Source organism: Gillisella terrae (genome assembly GCF_004801395.1).
Taxonomy (GTDB): Bacteria; Pseudomonadota; Alphaproteobacteria; order Rhizobiales; family Rhizobiaceae; genus Allorhizobium; species Allorhizobium terrae.
The window spans coordinates 239642-258824 of record NZ_SSOA01000004.1 but is presented as its reverse complement, the minus strand read 5'-3'; the positions used below and the strand labels follow the sequence as shown (position 1 = coordinate 258824).

Genomic DNA, 19183 nt, shown 5'->3' with positions numbered 1-19183 from the left:
TGTATCGAAGGCTCAATCTGGAAATTTTGGGTCAATCCAGAATTTTTCGCGCTTCCGAATCCAGCATGATCGGAATGCCATCGCGAATCGGATAGGCGAGCTTTGCGCGCTCAGACACCAGTTCGTTGCGCTCACGGTCCAGCGTCAGCCTTCCGTTTGTCAGCGGGCAGACCAGCAACTCCAGCATTTTCGGATCAACGCCATTGACGCGACGCTCCATAGGGCACCTTTCGCTTATTGCAGGATGGTATCCGCATCACCGTAATCGCGCGCCAGATAAATCTCCGTGATCGCGATCAAGGTTTCGGCGCGGGTTTTCAAATCGGGCGCTTCCAGCAAGGCTTGTTTTTCTGCCGGTCCAAAAGGCGACATCATCGAGAGAGAATTGACCAATGTCAGATTGCTGGCGCGCTGCACACTTTCCCAATCGGCTTCGAGTCTGTTGGCGTCCAGATAGGCTCTGAACACCGCCAGCAGACGTTGACGGTCCACGGTGCTTTCCTCGTCTTTTGCTGTCAGATCGCTCATAAAGGGCGAGATATGGGCGCAACGGAACGGATGGGAGGATTTGACCTCTTCCATGACCCGAAAGCGGCATACACCGCTGAGCGATACGATATAGCGTCCGTCACCCGTCTCGGAAAACGAGGTGATGCGGCCAATGCAGCCAACGCGCGCCAAGGCCGGTACGCCGGGCGACACCTCATGGGGTTCGTTCAAGGAGACTTGCACCATGCCGATCAATCGGTTGGTGCGCAACGCATGATCAAACATTTCCAGATAGCGCGGCTCAAAAATATTCAACGGAAGCTGACCGCCGGGCAACAGCAGAGCGCCCGTCAGAGGAAAGACCGGTAGGGTTTCCGGCAGATCATCCGCTGTCAGATATCGTGCGTTGCCAACGTGCATTCTCGACCTCCTCAAAGGGTGATTAAGGACATCTCACCCTCATGATTGCCAGAATCTGTCGGGCAGATTGAACCAGACAGACAGGCTTCTTTGTTTTGGTTTGGCTTTTAGGGAAAACCGGATTCGACCATTCCCTGACACACTCTAATGTGGCGCAAGACTTCAGAATCTCAAGAGCGTGACAATTCAATGACACGCTCTGTTGGAGGTTGGCGTCTGGCGCACGTCACCACTTTATCGACCTGATGACACACTCTCCATGTCTGGCCTATGCGTGTTTCTCGATGCAAATCTGCAATCAGGAAAACAACACCGCAGACAGCTTGCGGCGCGCCTGAATGGTGGCAGGATCTTTCGGTCCCCACACATCAAACAATTCCACCAGCTGGCGGCGGGCACCATCGTCATCAAAGGTGCGATCTTTCTTCATGATCAGCAAAAGATGATCTGCGGCCTCATCGCGCTTGCCTTCAACGTTGCGAATCTTGGCCAGCTTGAAGCGCGCTTCATGGTCATCGGGGTTGAGCGAAAGCACATGCTCCAAAGCCACAGGATCACCCAGCTTTCTCGCCTCTTCAATCTGCTCGAGCTTTTTGACAATCGTGACAATTTCCGGTGCGGCACGCAATTCTTCCGGCAGGCCATCAACAATCTGGCGCACGCGCTCATGCTGGTTGAGGGCGAGCATGCAATCAGCAATGCCTGCCACCGCTTTTGGATTTTCAGCATCGGCCTGCATGACGGCGGCATAGAGCTGGGCGGCACCATCAAATTCGCCCTGATCGAACAGGCCCTTGGCTTCTTCCAGAACGGCTTCAATTTCGGCGGCCTGATCGCCACCCGCGTCTGGCCCGGCAAGCTTGTCGACAAAGGCCCGCACCTGACTTTCTGGCAAGGCACCCATGAAGCCATCGGCGGGGCGGCCATCAATAAAGGCAACAACGGCGGGAATGGATTGAATGCCAAGTTGGCCAGCAACGGCCGGGTGATCATCAATGTTCATCTTGACCAGCTTGACCTTGCCACCGGCTTCGTTGATCACTTTTTCAATCACGGGGGTGAGCTGGCGGCAGGGGCCACACCAGGGTGCCCAGAAATCCACCAGAACCGGCTGGTTGCGGGATTCTTCCAGCACGTCCTTGGCAAAGCCCTGCGTGGTGGTGTCTTTAATCAGACTGCCGGAAGCGGCCTTCGGGGCTGGAGCGGCACCACCAAACTGTGCCTGTGCCGTCATCTGGCTGCCATAAGGGTTGCCGTAAGGATTTCCTGTGTTGCTCATCGCCGTCTCCCGCCGTTTCAGTGTCGCCCCGTGCGGGCCGTCCGCTGTATAAATCGCTGTCTCTTTTATAAATCGTATGTCAGGCCGTCACTTTCAAGACAAGTGGCAAGACAAGCGGCTTATGTCCTGTTGCTTCCAGGAAGCGAAGAAGGTCATTGCGGCCAATCGAGGTGGTGGCATCATTGGAGAGAGGGTGACAGTTGATAATGTCTTCCTCCATCAAGGTTTCGTCCAGCACAAAGGTCACGTTATGGCCGACATCATTGATGGCCCCAAAAGCGGTGACAGACCCCGGCACCACGCCGAGATATTCCATCAGCTTTTCCGGCTTGCCAAACGAGACTTTGCTGGCGGCTCCAATGATGGTGTGCACGGTTTTGAGATCCACAGAGGCGTGTTCCTCCACGGTCAGCAAAAAGAACTGGTCTTTTTTATCCTTCACAAACAGGTTCTTGGTATGGCCGCCGGGAATTTCGTCGCGCAGTGAGGTCGATTCTGCCACCGTGAAAACCGGCGGATGGCTCTTGGTGGTGTGGGCAATGCCAAGGCTGTCGAGATACTGGAAAAGATCCTCAGGGGTTTTGGGCGTGATGTCAGTCATGGGAATCCTGCGTGAAGAAGAGCGAGTGCCGCTTTGTAAGCCATCATGGGGCAGGGTTCTACGCCTGATTGAGGCCCGTCGCAATTCAAAATGATCTTAAATTTCGTTTTAAAGACAATGGCTTCCAGAAATGTCAATGAAATTGGCATCAATTGCGCCATTTCCCTGTTGCATTCCAAAAAACTTTGAGCGATATAGCACCCGTCGCCGCAAGACAGTGACCCACGGTTCAGCGAACTACCCCGGACCGGTGGATATATGAGCGGGTGTAGCTCAGGGGTAGAGCACAACCTTGCCAAGGTTGGGGTCGAGCGTTCGAATCGCTTCACCCGCTCCATTTCTCTCAAATATCAAAAAATAATGCCCTTTGGGCGTATGAATTTGCGCATACAGGCGTCGATTTGCGCGCTGTCTTTTGCGCTAAAAAATCAAAACCAAATGCAAAGTTCTTGTCATTTTTCTATTGCATTTCAAAAAACTTTGCGCCATATAGCACTCGTCGCCGCCAAGCAGCGACCCACGGTTCAGCGAACTACCCCGGACCGGTGGATATATGAGCGGGTGTAGCTCAGGGGTAGAGCACAACCTTGCCAAGGTTGGGGTCGAGCGTTCGAATCGCTTCACCCGCTCCATTTTATCTCCAAGACTAAATAATAAAGACTTGAGCTGTCTGGCTTTTGTTCGGCCAAGTGACTGAGCATTGCTGTGATCTTAGCGCGGTAAAGGCGACTGCATAATTCCTCAAATCGGAATCGATTTAAGGCGAAAATTTTGCAGCAGATTAAAACTGTTACAGCGACCTTTGTGCGCCATATAGGGTGAGAGGCGCTGTCATGCTGAGCATGGAACCGAGAGTGGTTCTCCCTTTCGGTTCCACGCTTTTGAGGTTTTACTCTTTTGAAAACACGTAGTCTGTTTCCTGCCGCAGCACTTCGCCGGGGCGCAGCACGGCGGTTGGAAAGCCGGATTGGTTGATGGCGTCGGGCCACACTTGCGTTTCCAGGCAAAACCCTGCGAAGGGGCCGTAGCGACGGCCCTCAAGGCCTGCCACAGGGATGTTGAGATAAACGCCCGCATAAAACTGCACGCCAGGTTCCGTGGTGCGCACTTCCATTGTTACGCCAGAGTTGATGCTGCGCACCAGAGCCACGCTGCGCTTGGCAACGCGGGTGTCCGAGAGGCAGAAATTATGATCGAAGGGCACTTGTGCGCCATTGTCCTGACGGCGGATGCTGTGCATCTGCCGGAAATCGAATGGCGTCTCGGCCACAGATTTTTGCTCGCCCAGCGGGATCAGCTTGTCATCGACAGGCAGATAATGGTCGGCGGCGATCATCAACTCGTGGTCAAGGATATCGGGCGAATCATCGAGATTGAAATAAGAGTGCTGGCAGACATTGACCAGCGTTGGTGCGTCGGTGGTGCTTTCATACACAACCGATAACACGCCATTGTCCTGCAAATGATAGGTGGCGCGGGTGGTGACATTGCCGGGATAGCCAGCGCGGCCATCTGGATCACAAATTTCCAGCACAACGCGATCACTCTCAAGCTCAACGATCGACCAATTGCTCTTGCCCATGCCGTCGCTGCCGCCATGAATATGGGTCAGGCCGCGCTCGTTGCATTCCAGCTGATAGGCGTTGCCATCCAGTTCAAACCGACCATTGGCAATGCGGTTGGCGCAGCGGCCCGGCGTTGCACCAAAATAGGGGGAGCGGATGGCATAATCTTCGAAGTTTTCAAAACCCAGCACCAGAGGGGCCGCATGCCCCTCAAGCCGCAAGTCCTGGATAACGGCACCCCATGTCAAAATTCTGGCCGTCAAGCCGCCGCCGTGCAGCAGCACCAACTCTACGGTTTCGCCCTTGGCTGTGGTACCGAAATTAAAACGTTGCATGCAATTCCCCTCTATTGGGCGCGGGGTGGCGGCAGAATTCTCCAGACCCGCAACCCCAGTCCGTATCCAAGTCTGTCAAATGCGTGTTGTGAAGACATATGACCGGCTTTGGCAAAAGTCCAATCTTTGCGCAAAAGCCTGTCAGATCGTTTTTTGATAGACAATAAATGGCGTTTTGGTTGCCAGCCGGTCGTAGAGTTGGCGTGCGGTTGCGTTAAACTCCTGTGTCATCCAATAGACCTTGCCAGCCCCGGCAGCAGTTGCGGCCTGATGCACGGCTTCTATCAGCGCCCGGCCCACACCTTTGCCGCGGATTTCAGGGTCGGCGTAAAGATCCTGAAGATAGCAGACATCATTGATGTACCAGCAGGAGCGATGGAAAACGTAATGGGTGAGACCCACCGGCTTGCCATCGACAAGGGCCAGAAATCCGCGAAATTCACCTGCTGCATTGCCGGTGAGACGGGCAAAGGTGGTGGCATATATTTCTTCGGGCAATTCGGTTTCATAAAAGGTGAGATAGGCCTTCCACAGCCGCCGCCATTCTGCTTCATCGCTGCTGTGCAGCGGCCTGATCTCAACGGATGTCATTGTCTCCCCCTTTTGTCTCAGGCCTTTTGGCCGATCTCGTTCAAATCATAGGCAGTTGTCTGGTAAATCTCATTGATCCAATTGCCAAACAGCAGATGGGCATGGCTGCGCCAGCGGTTTTGCGGCGGCAGCGTATCATCATTGTGCGGGAAATAATCATGCGGAATCTTGATCGGGATACCCGCATTGACGTCGCGGAAATACTCATCGGCCAGCGAGGTCGAATCATATTCGACATGGTTGAACATGTAGAGCCGCTTGCCGTCTTCTTCCTCAACCAGACACACGCCCATTTCATCGGATTCCATCAGAATATTCAGTTGCGGAACCTTCTCGATGTCCTTGCGACGCACTTCCGTCCAGCGTGACACGGGGACCTGAAAATCGTCTGAAAACCCATTGAGATAGATGGATGACGGGGCCAGATTGCGATGGCGGAAAACGCCAAAGGCTTTTTCCTTCAACGCATGCTTGGGCACCTTATGGAAGTGATAGATGGCGGCCATCGCCCCCCAGCAGACATTCATGCTGGAGTGGACATTGGTTTTTGTCCATTCGAAAATTTCGCACAATTCATCCCAATAGGTGACCTCTTCGAAGGGCAGCATTTCAACCGGCGCTCCGGTGATGATGAAGCCATCGAATTTGCGATCCTTCACCTCTTCCCAGGTGTTGTAGAAGGAGAGAAGATGCTCTTGCGAGGTGTTTTTCGCCTTATGGCCACCAACCCGAACCAGCGTTAACTCGACTTGCAAAGGCGATGCCCCGATCAGCCGCGCAAATTGCACTTCGGTCTTGATCTTGTTGGGCATGAGGTTGAGCAGCCCAATCTGCAAGGGGCGAATATCCTGACGGATCGCCGCAGTTTCAGCCATGACCCGCACACCCTCATCCACGAGGGTTTGAAAGGCGGGCAATGTATCGGGTATCTTGATCGGCATGGGTTCCAACTTTCCTGTCACCACGGATTTTCACCGCTTCAACAAAAACACCGGCAGCTTTTGAGCATTGCCAATGGCCTCGGAAAGTTTGGAGAACTTGCCTCGGCCCTTTAGCAACTTATTTAACGTGGCTGCAAGCCGGCCGGCCAAATCACCACGATGAGTGCTTTTCATACGCCGACAAACCTTGCTAATCAATGAAAAAGCGCCATATCTATTGGCACCAAGGTTCGCAGAAAAGTTTATGGCGGGCAGGCGGCTACAAATAAAGCTTGTAAAATGCCATAAATCTGCGAGGCTAGAGGCGTGTCTTGTTCAGAGATCCGGATCGGGCTGCGTTTTGGCAGAAAAGCGTCGATACCCGGGATTATGCTGAACCGTATTGTGTCTGCCGTCTTCGGATATTGATCCATCATCTGGATTGTTCATCCGCCAACATTGTTGGCCGCATTGTTATCGCGGCGTTTCACTGACCTGTTGCAGCATCCTTTTTGCGAAATGGAACCCGCAAAAAGGATGCTGCAACCTTGGTTTTTTGCAATTTTATCGCTGGAGCCGTGTCTCAAACCTTGAGCAACACCGTTCAAGGAGAAAGACATGGCAGCGCATCTCTACCAAAGCGGCGATATGATTGTGCTGAAAGACGGGCCTTTGCGTGTGTCGCGCTCTAACGGTTCGTGCAAGGTGCTGGTCGCGCTTCCGGAATCGCAAGGTGCAAAGCGCTATCGGGTGCGCTTTGAGAGCGAAACCTTTGATCGCTCGGTATCTGAAGACGAAATCGATCTTACTCGTTCGCCTCAATCTAGCAAAGTGCTGGCTAGCAAAGTGCTGGCTGGCAAAAAGCCGGTTGAGAGCAAAGGAAAAAACCATGGCTAAAGGTCAGCAGCGTTCGAACAAGGAAGTCAGAAAGCCAAAGAAGGACAAAGACAAGGCAGCCCCTGCGGCGGCCTCTCCCTTCGCGGCCCAAATGAAGAATGCCGAAACACCGAAAAACGGCAAGAAACCATAAGCATTTATCGTTGCAACAACCAAAGGAGAAACTGTGCAGGTACTCGTTAGAGATAATAATGTTGATCAGGCGCTGCGTGTTCTAAAGAAAAAGATGCAGCGTGAAGGCTTGTTTCGTGAAATGAAGGCCCGTTCGGCCTATGAAAAGCCATCGGAAAAGAAGACCCGCGAAAAGGCAGAAGCCATTCGCCGCACGCGCAAACTGGCGCGTAAAAAGCTTCAGCGCGAGGGCCTCTTGCCTGCGCCGAAGAAGAAAGTTTTTGCAAGCGCATCAGCTCGATAATCAAACAGGCGTTCCATGTGGTTTCCACGCTTTGGAACGCCTTTTGCTTTTTGCCCAAGTAGGCTAAAGGCAACGCATGATCGAAACCACTTTCACCATCCTGCTTGGCGGAACGCTGCACCCAACAGACCGGCTCAAACGCGCCGTAATGCACAGCCGTGCCATTGCCGCTGATGGCGGTATGCGCCATGCTGCCCCGCTTGGCCTGACACCAGAGCTTTGGGTGGGCGATTTTGACAGCTCCGGCGATGTGGCCGTCGATGCTTTCCCCGATATCGAGCGAATGCCTTATCCGGCGCAAAAGAACCTGACCGATGGTGAAATTGCCATAGAGCAAGCCCGTGCGCGCGGCGCAACGCGGCTGGTTTTGGCAGGTGCCCTTGGCGGGGAGCGCTCCGATCATGCCTTGATGCATCTTTTGTTGTCGGTGGCGCTGGCGGGCGAGGGGCTGGATGTGCATCTGTCATCCGGCACGGAAGAGGCTTGGCCTCTTTTGCCGGGCAGGGTGCTGACCTTGGACCTGCCAAAAGGCTCATTATTTTCCATTCTCGGTTTTTCGGCCCTCAAGGGTCTTTCCATTCTCGGCGCACGCTATCCCCTCAAGGATTTTTCCCTTGCGTTTGGCTCGTCGCGTACTATCTCCAATGTGGCCGAAGGGCCGGTTACGCTGTCACTCGACAGCGGTGATGCCGTTGTCCTTGCCCGCCCTTATGACATGACCGGAGCGTGACCCTTGGCACCGCCTATTCTCAAACTCGACGATATTTTCCTCTCTTTTGGCGGCACGCCGCTTTTAAATGGGGCCAGCCTGCAAGTGGAGCCGGGTGATCGCATCTGTCTGGTGGGGCGCAACGGCTCTGGCAAATCGACATTGATGAAAATTGCCGCTGGCCTTGTCGAGGCGCAATCAGGCGAGGTGTTTCGCCATCCATCGGCCACCATCCGCTATCTGGAGCAGGCTCCCGATTTTGCCGGCTTTGAGACTGTGCAGGCCTATGCCGAGGAAGGCCTTGGGCCGGGGGATGATCCCTATCGGGTGGCCTATCTGCTGGAGCATCTGGGGCTAACCGGGCAGGAAGATCCCAAAAGCCTCTCAGGTGGGGAAGCCCGCCGCGCAGCACTTGCGCGGGTGCTGGCTCCTGAGCCGGATATTTTGATGCTCGACGAGCCGACCAACCATCTTGATCTTCCGACCATTGAATGGCTGGAAGACGAGCTGCGCAAGACCAAAAGCGCGCTTGTGCTGATTTCCCACGACCGTCGTTTTTTGGAAAAATGCTCCACCGCCACCGTCTGGCTGGATCGGGGCATGGCGCGCCGTCTTGGCAAGGGCTTTGCCTTCTTTGAGGAATGGCGCGACAAGGTTCTGGAAGAAGAAGAAATTGAACAGCACAAGCTGGGCAAGGCGATTGAGCGGGAAGAGCACTGGCTGCGCTATGGCGTGACCGCACGGCGCAAGCGCAACATGCGCCGCCTTGGCAATTTGCAGGCTTTGCGGGCTGATTATCGCGGCCATAAGGGACCGCAAGGCACCATTCAGGCCAGCGTGACGGAAGGCAAGGAAAGCGGCAAGCTGGTAATTGAGGCCACCAAGATCACCAAGAGTTACGGTGATCGCAGCATTGTTGCGCCCTTTTCCATCCGCGTGCATCGCGGCGATTGCATTGGTCTGGTTGGCCCCAATGGGGCTGGCAAAACCACGCTGCTGAAAATGCTCACCGGCCAACTGGCACCCGATGAGGGCACGATCAAGCTCGGCACCAATCTGGACATCGCCACGCTCGATCAAAAGCGCGAAGACCTGAACCTTGAGGATACGCTGGCCCATTACCTCACCGATGGCCGGGGCGAAAACCTGCTGGTCAATGGCGAGCAAAAGCATGTGACCGGCTATATGAAGGACTTTCTGTTTCAGCCGGAACAGGCCCGCACCCCGATCAAAAACCTCTCTGGTGGTGAGCGCGCCCGCCTGATGCTGGCGCGGATCATGGCCAAGCCGTCTAACCTTCTGATCCTCGATGAGCCGACCAACGATCTCGATATCGAGACGCTGGATCTGTTGCAGGAAATTGTCGCTGGTTATTCCGGCACAGTCATTCTGGTCAGCCACGACCGTGATTTTCTCGATCGTACCGTGACGTCAACCATTGCGCCTGCCAACCCGGACGCGCCTGATGGCCGCTGGATTGAATATGCCGGTGGCTATTCCGATATGCTGGCCCAGCGCAAAGGCGCTGAAGACGAGCGCAAACGGGCAGAAAAAGCTGAGAAAGCAGAGGCTGCCAAGGCGTCTGGCTCTTCAGCCAAGACCGGTGATGGGGCTGCCAAAAACAAGGGCAAGCTGTCGTTCAAGCAGAAATTTGCGCTCGAAAACCTGCCGAAAGAGATGGAAAAAGCCCAAAGCCAGATTGATGCCAACGAGGCGAAAATGGCCGATCCCAATCTCTTTGCCAAGGATGCTGCGACTTTCAACAAGCTGGCCGTGGAAACCGAAAAGCTGCGCGAAAACATCGCCCGCATGGAAGAAGAGTGGCTGGAGTTGGAAATGTTGCGCGAAGAGCTGGAGGGCTGAGGGGCGCAAAAACCCTCAATCCCTGTCTGGCACCGGCACATCCAGCCGTTCCAGATGCAATACCCGTGGTGCGAGCGCTTCAAGGTAGGCGGCGTTGCGGCCCAGATACACCAGTGTCGAGTCCTGCATATTGGCCATAATGCCGATAAGGACAGACACGGTGTCTGGCTCAAGTCCATCGAGCACATCGTTGAAAACCACCCAATGGGGTTTGCGCAACAAGATATGGGCAAAGGCGAGAGAGACCTGCTCTTCCTTGCTCAACACCCGGTCCCAGCGCTGACGTTCATCAAGGGCGCTGGCAAGGCGCGAGAGCTTGACAGCCTTGAGTGACGTCACAATCGCCTCGTCATCATAAATTTCGGCGGCTTCTGGATAGGCCAGCAGATCACGCAGCCGTCCCTCCGGCATGTAAGGCGTTTGCGGCACAAACAGGATGTGGTCTTCTTCAGGCAAGCGGATGGTGCCTTCGCCATAGGGCCAAAGACCGGCCATGGCATTGAAGAGTTGACGCCGGTTGATGCCGGGATCGCCGTTGATCATGATGCGCTCGCCAGCTTCAATGCTGGGGTTTTCTTCTTTGAGGTGATAGCCGCCCCAATTGGCCTCCGCTTCCTTGGGCGTGCGAATATAAAGCTCTTCAAAGCTCAAAACGCCCGGCTTGCCCACCTCAACCTGAATTTGCCCGGCAACCGGATCGATCAGCGTGGGCTCGGTCAGGGCGGCGCGCAGCACCATGACGCGCAACAGCGTTGCTTTCCAGTCGGCAATCGCGCCAAAATTGTCCACATACCAGCGCAGGGCTGTATAGACTTGAGTGAAGGCGGAGGCCGCCATCATCAGGCCGCCAAAGCTCATGGTGCCAGAGAAAAAGGCAGGCGATGCAATCAGCACGGGCACAATCAGAGCCAGCCAGCCAAAGGCGGCTGAAACCCAGGTGAGGTTGGTCAGCGCCAGTGCCAGTTTGCGGATTGCCACCAGCACGCGATCAATGGTGCCGTGAATGGTGGCGCGCTCAACATCTTCGCCACGAGCAAGGGCAATCTGCTCCAGGTGCTCATTGCTGCGCATCAAAGCGGCGCGCAATTCGGCCTCGCGGGCATAGCGGATAGCGTTGAGGCGGGTCAGCCGCGCGCCGACCAGATTGCTGGCAATGGCAGCGCCGCCAGCATAAATCAGGGCGGCCCAGACCATATAGCCGGGAATGGAAATTTGATGGCCAAAGATGGGCAGCACGAAATGGCCAGACAAAGCCCAGAGCACGCTGACAAAACTGATCAGAAGAATGGTGGATTGCACCAGACCGACGGTGAGGGATGTGGTGGCTTCGGCCAGCTTGCGGGCATCCTCGTGCAGACGCTGATCGGGATTGACCCCAAGCGGGCTGGACACGGACAGGCGATAGGCGCGACGGCCTTTCAGCCATTGGTCGACCATATCACGGGCAAGCCCTTCGCGCATGTAAAGCGCTGTCATCTGGCTAAGGTAGGTTTGGGCCACATTGGTGACCAGCAAAAAAGCGGCAATGTAGAAAAAGTTGCGCAATTCGTGCCAGAAGGCCGGAAGGTCGCGGTTTTCCAGCGCGTTGTAAAAGGGCTGGTTCCAGCGGTTGAGCAAGATTTGCCCATAGGTCAACAGCAACAACACGGCGAGCAGCGACAGCGACAGCAGGATGATGCGAGTGCGCACGCGGCTGGCCATGAAGGATTGCGCCGCCACCCGCAATTGATCCTTAAACGACATATCCAGTCCGGCGGATGAAATGCCATCATCAGAAGTAGGTGCTTTGGGTGCGGTCATTGGTTGTCATGGCCTTGAACGATTCGTTCTTATCCTTACCACGATATGGTTAACGCTCCTTGGAGGGCGTAGGATTTTTAAGGCCGCGTGCTGAAATTCGATGTGGTGCGTGCCTGACACTATCGCTCGAAAGCCTGCGCTTAGCTCATGGCTTGCTGCGCTTTTGTCTTGCTGGTTCTTGGAATGGCAATAATGTCCCGCGTCGAGATCATACGGAAATCCTTGGCCTTTTTATAGTCCGTAATTTCGAGTTCAGCAGGCTTTCCTGTCCCTGTGACGCTTCCGGCAAAACCCGTGGGTGGCATGGTAAATCGAACCTCGCGTTGAGGACTTTGCAGATTTTGGGCTGCAACATGCACACACTGCGTAAATCTATGGGCTTCAGGGTGCCATCTGTAAAGATTTCGTGTCCAGACCTTGACCTTCAAAACCTTGATCGTTCTTTGCACCGCCTCTTCAACAAACTCCCATTCGACGTTCAGTGCACCGGTTGCATATTGCCAGTCCTGGTTCTGAAAGTCAGTTTGGTGAATTGGGATGATGCCTGCCATGCCCTTCAAAGGGTGTTGTGCAGCCTCGTGTCTATCAGCTTCGGCGTTGATTTCACGAAAGATTTTAGAACGGACCCCGGTATCTTCATCCAGCAATGCTTTCATTGAGAACACTTCATCTGTACCACTCCCGTTGAGGTAATGGTTCAGGAAGGCTTCAGCCCTGCCGCCAGGCTTCATCGCAAATTTTTTTGCGAGATTCATGATTTGCAGATCGGACCAGGTCTCGTTGTGACCCGTGACAACACCCAATGCACGAACAAGCGAACACGCCGTAGAAACTGAATTGCTCATTTCCATTCCTCCAGTGCAATATTGCTTTCGTTTAAATGTGACCCTTATCTAAAATTCCACAACGAGGTAATCTTAACAGAAGTGGCGCGTAAATGCCAAATTTCCACGTCTGCCGTGCAATTTTTATTGTGCTGTTGAGGTCTTGTCAGTTTCATTTCCGCTCGCTAAACCATCCCATGATCTAACGGGGTGCAATGTTTGCAACACATTGCTGAGAGGCGTTTTGCCAACCCGCGGAACCTGATCCGGTTAACACCGGCGGAGGGATTAGATGTGTGGCCACCTTGCCGCCCTATCCCCTATCGTAACCTGTTGAAGAGGAGAGGCGAGTGGCCACTTTGATGTCGCGTATTCACCACACGTTGGGCGCTGCTTTTGCAGCATTGATGCTCACATCTGTTATTGCAAAAGCCGATGACAAGGTGTTGACGGTCTATACCTATGAGAGCTTCATCTCGGAGTGGGGGCCAGGCCCCAAGGTCAAGGCCGCTTTTGAGAAAACCTGCGGCTGCACCGTCAATTTCGTTGGCCTTGAAGATGGCGTGGCATTGCTGAACCGCCTCAAACTGGAAGGTGCTTCCAGCAAGGCCGATATTGCCTTGGGTCTTGATACCAACCTGATTGAAGAGGCCAAGCAGACCGGGCTTTTTGCACCTCATGGCATTGATACGTCAGCTGCGCATGTGCCCGGCGATTTCAAGGATGATGTGTTTGTGCCTTATGATTACGGCCATTTCGCTGTGGTCTATGACACGCAAACCATCAAAAATCCGCCCAAAAGCCTGAAAGAATTGGTGGAGGGGGATCCCAACCAGAAGATCGTGATTGAAGATCCGCGTACCTCCACGCCGGGCCTCGGTCTTCTGTTGTGGGTCAAATCGGTCTATGGCAAGGATGCGCCCGCCGCCTGGGCCAAGCTGAAAGATCGCGTGTTGACCGTTACCCCCGGCTGGTCGGAGGCCTATGGCCTGTTCACCAAAGGTGAAGTGCCGATGGTGCTGTCCTACACCACCTCGCCTGCCTATCACATGGTCGAGGAAAAATCGGATCGCTATCAGGCCGCTGAATTTTCCGAAGGCCATTACATTCAGATTGAAGTGGCCGGGATGTTGAAAAACAGCCAGCATAAATCTTTGGCGCAGGATTTTCTGAAGTTCATGCTCACCACCGGCTTTCAGGATCAAATCCCCACCAACAATTGGATGATGCCGGTTGCCAAAACCTCAACTCCCTTGCCAGAGGCGTTTTCCAAGCTGGTGCAGCCCAAGAAAACATTTTTGATGAGCCCGGAAGAGGTTGCCGCCAACCGCAAGGCATGGATTGCCGAGTGGCAGACCGCTATGGCGGCCAAATGAGCCGCTTTTAGTCTCGCAGTATGACCAGACGCCAAAGAATCATATCGATCGCGGGCGGGGCTTTTGGCCTCGTCAGCGTTTTGGCGTTTATCGGCTTGTCGGTGTTTGCTCTGCTAGCAACAACCGGCTTGCGCGGTGCCGTTGCGTTTGATGCTTACACGCTTGCCATTTTGCGCTTTACCCTCTGGCAGGCAGGGCTTTCCACTCTGTTATCGCTGCTGTTTGCGCTGCCGGTGGCGCGCGCTCTGGCGCGCCAGCGCCACTTTGTCGGACGTCGCTGGTTGATCCGGCTGATGGCACTACCCATGGGCCTGCCGGTGCTGATTGGCGCTTTGGGCTTGATTGGCATCTGGGGCCGCAATGGCATGATCAATGATCTGCTGGCATTGCTGGGCAAGCAGCAGCCTGTGAACATCTATGGCTTGAGCGGCATTTTGCTGGCCCATGTGTTTTTCAATATGCCGTTGGCGGTGCGCTTGCTGCTGGCCGGGCTGGAGCGGCAGCCGCCGGAATATTGGCGCATTGCCGCCAGCCTCGGCATGACACGAATGTCGATTTTTCGCCTGATCGAATGGCCAGCCTTGCGCGGTCTCTTGCCCGGAATTGCCGGTCTGATTTTCATGCTCTGCGCCACCAGCTTCACGCTGGTGCTGACGCTGGGGGGCGGGCCGGGGGCAACCACACTGGAAGTGGCAATTTATCAGGCCCTGCGATTTGATTTTGATCCGCCAAAAGCAGTGGCTCTGGCCAGCTTGCAGCTGGTGATCACGGCTTTGCTTTTGGCGGTGCTGACCTTGATGCCACCTCCAGAAGACGGGGCGATGACCGATGAGCGGCCTATCCGCCGCATGGATGGCGAGGGCACAACTGCACGCCTGTGTGATGGTGTCGTGCTGGCATTGTCAGCCGGTTTTCTCCTGGCTCCGCTGCTGGACATTCTGGTGGCGGGCCTGAAATCCGATCTGGTGAAACTGGTGCTGGAACCCGCGGTCGGGCGGGCATTGGCCACCAGTTTTGCCATCGCCATCCCGGCGGCTTTGGTCTGTCTTGTGCTGAGTTGGCTGTTCATCACCGCGCGCGCAACGCTTCAATCCTTGCGTCACAAAACCATGCTGAGCCGTCTGTTGTTTCGCTTGATCGGAGCCACATCCTCGCTTGTGCTGCTGGTGCCTGCCATTGTGCTGGCCACGGGCTGGTTTTTGGGTCTTCGTCAGTTTGGCGATACCGCGCCTTTTGCGGCTCCGATTGTGGTGGCCATCAACGCCATCATGGCGTTGCCATTTACCATGCGGGTTCTGGCACCGGCCATGGCTGTTCACCGCCATCGCACGCTGCGGCTTTGCGAAAGCCTTGGTATTTCGGGCTTTGCCAAATGGCGGTTGATCGATTGGCCCGGTCTTAAGCGGCCCTTTCTGATGGCGCTGTCTTTTGCCATGGCTCTCTCGTTGGGGGATCTTGGTGCGGTTGCCTTGTTTGGCTCCGACAAGCTCATCACTCTGCCGTGGCTGCTCTACAGCCGCATGGGCAGTTACCGCACCACGGATGCCGATGGCTTGGCATTGCTGCTGGGCCTTGTCTGTCTGCTATTGACCATTCTCGGCACAGCCGGTGGCCAGTCGGAGGAAAAATCATGACCCATGCCGCCATCTGCCTTGACCACGTGGCCTTGAGTTTGGGCACCGTGGATTTCGCCTTTGATGTCGAGATTGCGTCTCAGAAAATAACCGCCGTTACCGGCGCCTCCGGCTCTGGCAAATCCACATTTCTCAATCTGATTGCCGGTTTCGAGTTGCCTGCTAACGGCCGGGTGCTGCTCAATGGCGCGGATGCAACACAGCTTTCGCCGGGCGAGCGGCCTGTGTCGCTGGTGTTTCAGGACCATAACCTGTTTGCCCATCTGGATCTTGCCACCAATATCGGCCTCGGCATTGACCCTGCGCTGCGGCTGAAGGCGGCAGACAGGGCCGCCATCACCCATGCCTTGCAGCGGGTTGGCCTTGGCGGCTTTGAACACCGCAAACCGCAAAGCCTGTCGGGTGGCGAAAAGCAGCGGGCGGCCTTTGCCCGCGCTTTGGTGCGTGACAAGCCGGTGTTGTTGCTGGATGAGCCGTTTGCCGCGCTGGATCCCGGCCTTCGCGCCAGCATGGCAGATCTGTTGCTGACGCTGCACCGGGAAACCGGCAACACGGTGCTGATTGTCACCCATGACCCGCGCGATGTGGAGCGCTTGGCCGATGACGTGATTTTTATTGACCAAGGCAAGATTCATCTGCATGGCACGAAGGCTGCGTTTTTGCAGGACGAGAAAAGTGAAGCCCTTCAAAGCTTTCTAGGGCGGGCGCAAAATCAATGATCCGGCTTTGCCCGCCTTATTTCAGACCAAAGTGATCGCCATCTGTCTTTGCGTCGCAATGCACAAAACAATGCGAGCATTAATATTTTCTTATCCAAATTAACGATCTTGTGCAGTGTGCAGTTTTATCGAAATCGATAATGTGCTGTTAAGTATTGTGAATGAAATCGTAAGATTCCCGATTGGCCACAGTCGGGGCAGGTGAGAGCAAGTAGGGGACCCGCAAGTTTTTAGGATGCTTTGTAAGAGGACCGCGAGAACGTCGATTTGTTTGAACAGACCGTCTCGTCATGAAACCGCTGTGCGCAGGCTCAGTGCGGGCTTTTCCGTGCTTGCCGTTCTGTCGCTTGCCGGTTGCCAGTCTATTTTTGAGCAATCCTATCAGGCCAATGTCGCGCCGTCGTCGTCACCGCAAATTGTCAAGGAAGTTCAAAAGGATGATCCGCGGGCGCAGATGGGGGCACGGGAGCATCCACGCATTCTGGCAAGCTATGGCGGCGAATATCACGATGCCAAGACCGAGCGGCTGGTGGCAAAAATTGCTGGCGCACTGACGGCTGTGTCGGAAAATCCGCAGCAATCCTATCGAATCACCATTCTCAATTCGCCCAATATCAACGCCTTTGCTCTGCCGGGTGGCTATCTCTATGTGACACGCGGCCTGTTGGCGCTGGCCAATGATGCGTCGGAAGTGGCAGCGGTTCTGTCTCATGAAATGGCCCATGTCACCGCCAATCACGGCATAGAGCGCCAGCGCCGCGAAGAGGCCGAGGTGATTGCCAGCCGGGTGGTGGCAGAAGTGTTGTCGAGCGATCTGGCAGGCAAGCAGGCGCTGGCCAGAGGCAAGATGCGTCTTGCGGCCTTTTCGCGTCAGCAGGAATTGCAGGCGGATACCATTGGCGTGCGCTCCTTGGGCGAGGCGGGCTATGATCCCTATGCGGCCGCGCGTTTTCTGGATTCCATGGCGGCCTATCAGCATTATAATTCGTCTGATCCCAATGCGGATCAAAGCATGGACTTCCTGTCCAGCCATCCCAGCACGCCGCAGCGGGTTGAGCTTGCCCGTGATCACGCCCGCGCTTTTGGCCCCGAAGGCTCGACCGGGGATCGGGGCCGTGATTATTTTCTCGATGGCATTGATGGCTTGCTCTATGGCGATAGCCCGCAGGAAGGCTATGTGCGTGGCCATACCTTCTTGCATACCGGTCTTGGCATTCGCTTTGATGTGCCCGAGGGCTTCCAGATTGACAATAAGGTCGAAGCGGTCATGGCCACAGGCCCCGGCGATATTGCCGTGCGCTTTGATGGTGTGGCCGATACCACCAGCCGCAGCCTGACCAATTATATCTCCAGCGGCTGGGTTACGGGCCTGTTGCCTGACACTATTCGTGCCATCAAGATCGACGGCATGGACGCAGCAACGGCCCGCGCCTCCGCCGATCGGTGGGATTTTGATGTGACAGTGGTGCGGTTGGGGGATCAGATCTTCCGGTTTCTCACCGCCGTGCCAAAGGGCAGCGATCAGCTGGAGCCGACCGCAAATGTCCTGCGCAGCACCTTCCGCCGCATTACGCCGGAAGAGGCCAAAAGCCTCAAGCCTCTCCGGGTTCGCGTGGTCACCGTTGGCCCATCAGATACGCTGGCCACGCTATCAGCCCGCATGATGGGCACAGATCGCAAGCTGGAACTGTTCAAGGTGTTGAATGCGCTGCCAGCCGGGCAATCCCCTGCGGTGGGCAGCCGGGTTAAGATCATCTCGGAATAGGTCTGTGGTCTGCACATCAAAAAAGCCGCGCAGCGGATAGGCTACGCAGCTTTATTGTGAGAGCGAGGGAACTCCCAGGAAGGTCAGCTGGCAGGAGGCTCACGCCACCATTTGCGGATTGGTTTCCACCAGTGCCACTTTGAGCTTTTCCATGGCGCGGGTTTCAATCTGGCGCACCCGCTCCTTGGAAATACCCAGCTCCGAGCCCAGCTCTTCCAGCGTGGCCCCATTGTCCGAGAGGCGACGGGCGCGGATAATGCGGGTTTCGCGCTGGTTGAGGTTGCGCATCGCGCCTTTCAGCCAGTCCAGACGACGTTCCGTATCAATCATATCGGTGACCTGCTCATCCGGCGTGGGTGCATCGCTTACCAGCATATCCAGACGCTCGGCACCATCATCGCCAGCGGTTGAGATTGGAGCGTTCAACGATGTATCGTTGCCGGACAGGCGGGCATCCATGGATTGCACGTCAGAGATGCTCACGCCAACGGCTGCGGCAATTTCGGCGTGGATCGCCTGATCCGTCAGGCGTTGGTCGCCTTGGGCAAGCTTTGCGCGCAGGCGGCGCAGGTTGAAAAACAATGATTTTTGCGCAGAGCTTGTACCGCCGCGCACAATCGACCAGTTGCGCAGGATGTAATCCTGCATGGATGCGCGGATCCACCATCCGGCATAAGTTGAAAAACGAAATTCTCTTTCCGGTTCAAACCTTGCCGCCGCTTCCAACAGCCCTATATAGCCTTCTTGAATGAGGTCGCTGAGCGGCAGACCAAAGCCACGGAACTTGGAGGCCATGGCAATGACAAGCCGCATATGCGACATGGCAATCTGATTACGGGCGTTCTGATCGTTGCAGTCTTTCCAGCGAACGGCCAGATCACGTTCTTCGGCGCGCTCCAGATAGGGCGCAGCCATAGCGGTTTTGATGAACTTTTTGTCAGCTTGCACAGAATCCACGACAACCTCCATTCGGGCAGCAAA

At 55.3% G+C, this 19183-nt stretch carries 19 protein-coding genes, 2 tRNA genes and 2 riboswitches; of the genes, 11 read left to right on the top strand and 10 right to left on the bottom strand.

Features of this window, described 5'->3' with window-relative positions:
* Window positions 1-31 precede the first annotated feature (31 nt).
* The 4 genes from E6C51_RS10745 to E6C51_RS10730 form a co-directional block, all read right to left on the bottom strand.
* The gene (locus E6C51_RS10745) at window positions 32-220 is read right to left on the bottom strand and encodes a Trm112 family protein (protein WP_075641395.1); all 189 of its coding nucleotides are present in this window, start codon (window positions 218-220) and stop codon (window positions 32-34) included.
* A 14-nt stretch (window positions 221-234) separates the two neighbouring features.
* Window positions 235-909: an LON peptidase substrate-binding domain-containing protein gene (locus E6C51_RS10740; protein ID WP_146934212.1), complete on the bottom strand. Its 675-nt coding sequence runs from the start codon at window positions 907-909 to the stop codon at window positions 235-237.
* 298 nt (window positions 910-1207) lie between these two features.
* On the bottom strand, window positions 1208-2188 hold the full coding sequence (trxA, locus tag E6C51_RS10735) for a thioredoxin (RefSeq protein WP_190235934.1): 981 nt from the start codon (window positions 2186-2188) through the stop codon (window positions 1208-1210).
* A 79-nt stretch (window positions 2189-2267) separates the two neighbouring features.
* Complete coding sequence (locus E6C51_RS10730) at window positions 2268-2789, bottom strand: prolyl-tRNA synthetase associated domain-containing protein (protein WP_190235933.1); 522 nt, start codon at window positions 2787-2789, stop codon at window positions 2268-2270.
* Between the two features lie 262 nt (window positions 2790-3051).
* Between E6C51_RS10730 and E6C51_RS10725 the strand changes: the two genes are divergently transcribed.
* Together E6C51_RS10725 and E6C51_RS10720 are read left to right on the top strand one after the other, a co-directional pair.
* Window positions 3052-3126: transfer RNA gene (locus E6C51_RS10725), tRNA-Gly, on the top strand.
* Window positions 3127-3346: 220 nt separating this feature from the next.
* Window positions 3347-3421, top strand: a tRNA-Gly gene (locus E6C51_RS10720).
* A gap of 257 nt (window positions 3422-3678) precedes the next feature.
* Here E6C51_RS10720 and E6C51_RS10715 read toward each other — a convergent pair.
* The 3 genes from E6C51_RS10715 to metA all read right to left on the bottom strand — a co-directional run bounded on the left by E6C51_RS10715 (window position 3679) and on the right by metA (window position 6221).
* Window positions 3679-4689 carry an aldose epimerase family protein gene (locus tag E6C51_RS10715; protein ID WP_190235932.1) on the bottom strand — a complete coding sequence of 337 codons (1011 nt, stop codon included), beginning with the start codon at window positions 4687-4689 and terminating at the stop codon, window positions 3679-3681.
* A gap of 141 nt (window positions 4690-4830) precedes the next feature.
* Window positions 4831-5280, bottom strand: a complete 450-nt coding sequence (locus tag E6C51_RS10710) for a GNAT family N-acetyltransferase (protein WP_190235931.1) — start codon at window positions 5278-5280, stop codon at window positions 4831-4833.
* Between the two features lie 17 nt (window positions 5281-5297).
* A complete protein-coding gene (gene metA / locus E6C51_RS10705; RefSeq protein ID WP_190235930.1) occupies window positions 5298-6221 on the bottom strand; it encodes a homoserine O-acetyltransferase MetA in 924 nt (307 codons plus the stop codon).
* Window positions 6222-6311: 90 nt separating this feature from the next.
* Window positions 6312-6389, bottom strand: a riboswitch (SAM riboswitch).
* Between the two features lie 429 nt (window positions 6390-6818).
* Between metA and E6C51_RS10700 the strand changes: the two genes are divergently transcribed.
* The 5 genes from E6C51_RS10700 to E6C51_RS10680 all read left to right on the top strand — a co-directional run bounded on the left by E6C51_RS10700 (window position 6819) and on the right by E6C51_RS10680 (window position 10084).
* Window positions 6819-7097 (top strand): cold-shock protein, encoded by a 279-nt coding sequence (locus E6C51_RS10700; protein ID WP_190235929.1) that lies wholly within the window; start codon window positions 6819-6821, stop codon window positions 7095-7097.
* A complete protein-coding gene (locus E6C51_RS10695; RefSeq protein WP_186827745.1) occupies window positions 7090-7230 on the top strand; it encodes a hypothetical protein in 141 nt (46 codons plus the stop codon). Before E6C51_RS10700 ends, E6C51_RS10695 begins: the two co-directional genes overlap by 8 nt.
* Before the next feature lie 33 nt (window positions 7231-7263).
* Window positions 7264-7512 (top strand): 30S ribosomal protein S21, encoded by a 249-nt coding sequence (gene rpsU / locus E6C51_RS10690; protein WP_146934232.1) that lies wholly within the window; start codon window positions 7264-7266, stop codon window positions 7510-7512.
* Window positions 7513-7588: 76 nt separating this feature from the next.
* Window positions 7589-8242, top strand: a complete 654-nt coding sequence (locus tag E6C51_RS10685) for a thiamine diphosphokinase (protein WP_190235928.1) — start codon at window positions 7589-7591, stop codon at window positions 8240-8242.
* A 3-nt stretch (window positions 8243-8245) separates the two neighbouring features.
* Complete coding sequence (locus tag E6C51_RS10680) at window positions 8246-10084, top strand: ABC-F family ATP-binding cassette domain-containing protein (protein WP_190235927.1); 1839 nt, start codon at window positions 8246-8248, stop codon at window positions 10082-10084.
* Window positions 10085-10099: 15 nt separating this feature from the next.
* On the opposite strand, the gene E6C51_RS10675 is transcribed toward E6C51_RS10680, so the two are convergent.
* Both E6C51_RS10675 and E6C51_RS10670 read right to left on the bottom strand, forming a co-directional pair.
* A complete protein-coding gene (locus E6C51_RS10675) occupies window positions 10100-11884 on the bottom strand; it encodes an ABC transporter ATP-binding protein/permease (protein WP_190235926.1) in 1785 nt (594 codons plus the stop codon).
* 140 nt (window positions 11885-12024) lie between these two features.
* Complete coding sequence (locus E6C51_RS10670; RefSeq protein WP_190235925.1) at window positions 12025-12729, bottom strand: hypothetical protein; 705 nt, start codon at window positions 12727-12729, stop codon at window positions 12025-12027.
* Between the two features lie 175 nt (window positions 12730-12904).
* Window positions 12905-13013: riboswitch (TPP riboswitch) on the top strand.
* A gap of 102 nt (window positions 13014-13115) precedes the next feature.
* Here E6C51_RS10670 and thiB point away from each other — a divergent pair.
* From thiB to E6C51_RS10650, 4 genes are all read left to right on the top strand, one after another.
* Window positions 13116-14084 (top strand): thiamine ABC transporter substrate binding subunit, encoded by a 969-nt coding sequence (gene thiB / locus E6C51_RS10665; RefSeq protein WP_230987216.1) that lies wholly within the window; start codon window positions 13116-13118, stop codon window positions 14082-14084.
* 20 nt (window positions 14085-14104) lie between these two features.
* Window positions 14105-15718 carry a thiamine/thiamine pyrophosphate ABC transporter permease ThiP gene (gene thiP, locus E6C51_RS10660; protein ID WP_190235924.1) on the top strand — a complete coding sequence of 538 codons (1614 nt, stop codon included), beginning with the start codon at window positions 14105-14107 and terminating at the stop codon, window positions 15716-15718.
* On the top strand, window positions 15715-16437 hold the full coding sequence (locus tag E6C51_RS10655; protein ID WP_190235923.1) for a thiamine ABC transporter ATP-binding protein: 723 nt from the start codon (window positions 15715-15717) through the stop codon (window positions 16435-16437). Before thiP ends, E6C51_RS10655 begins: the two co-directional genes overlap by 4 nt.
* A gap of 235 nt (window positions 16438-16672) precedes the next feature.
* On the top strand, window positions 16673-18202 hold the full coding sequence (locus tag E6C51_RS10650) for a M48 family metalloprotease (protein ID WP_407920796.1): 1530 nt from the start codon (window positions 16673-16675) through the stop codon (window positions 18200-18202).
* Between the two features lie 99 nt (window positions 18203-18301).
* Here E6C51_RS10650 and E6C51_RS10645 read toward each other — a convergent pair whose 3' ends face one another.
* Window positions 18302-19159: an RNA polymerase factor sigma-32 gene (locus tag E6C51_RS10645; protein WP_146934254.1), complete on the bottom strand. Its 858-nt coding sequence runs from the start codon at window positions 19157-19159 to the stop codon at window positions 18302-18304.
* Window positions 19160-19183: the final 24 nt, after the last annotated feature.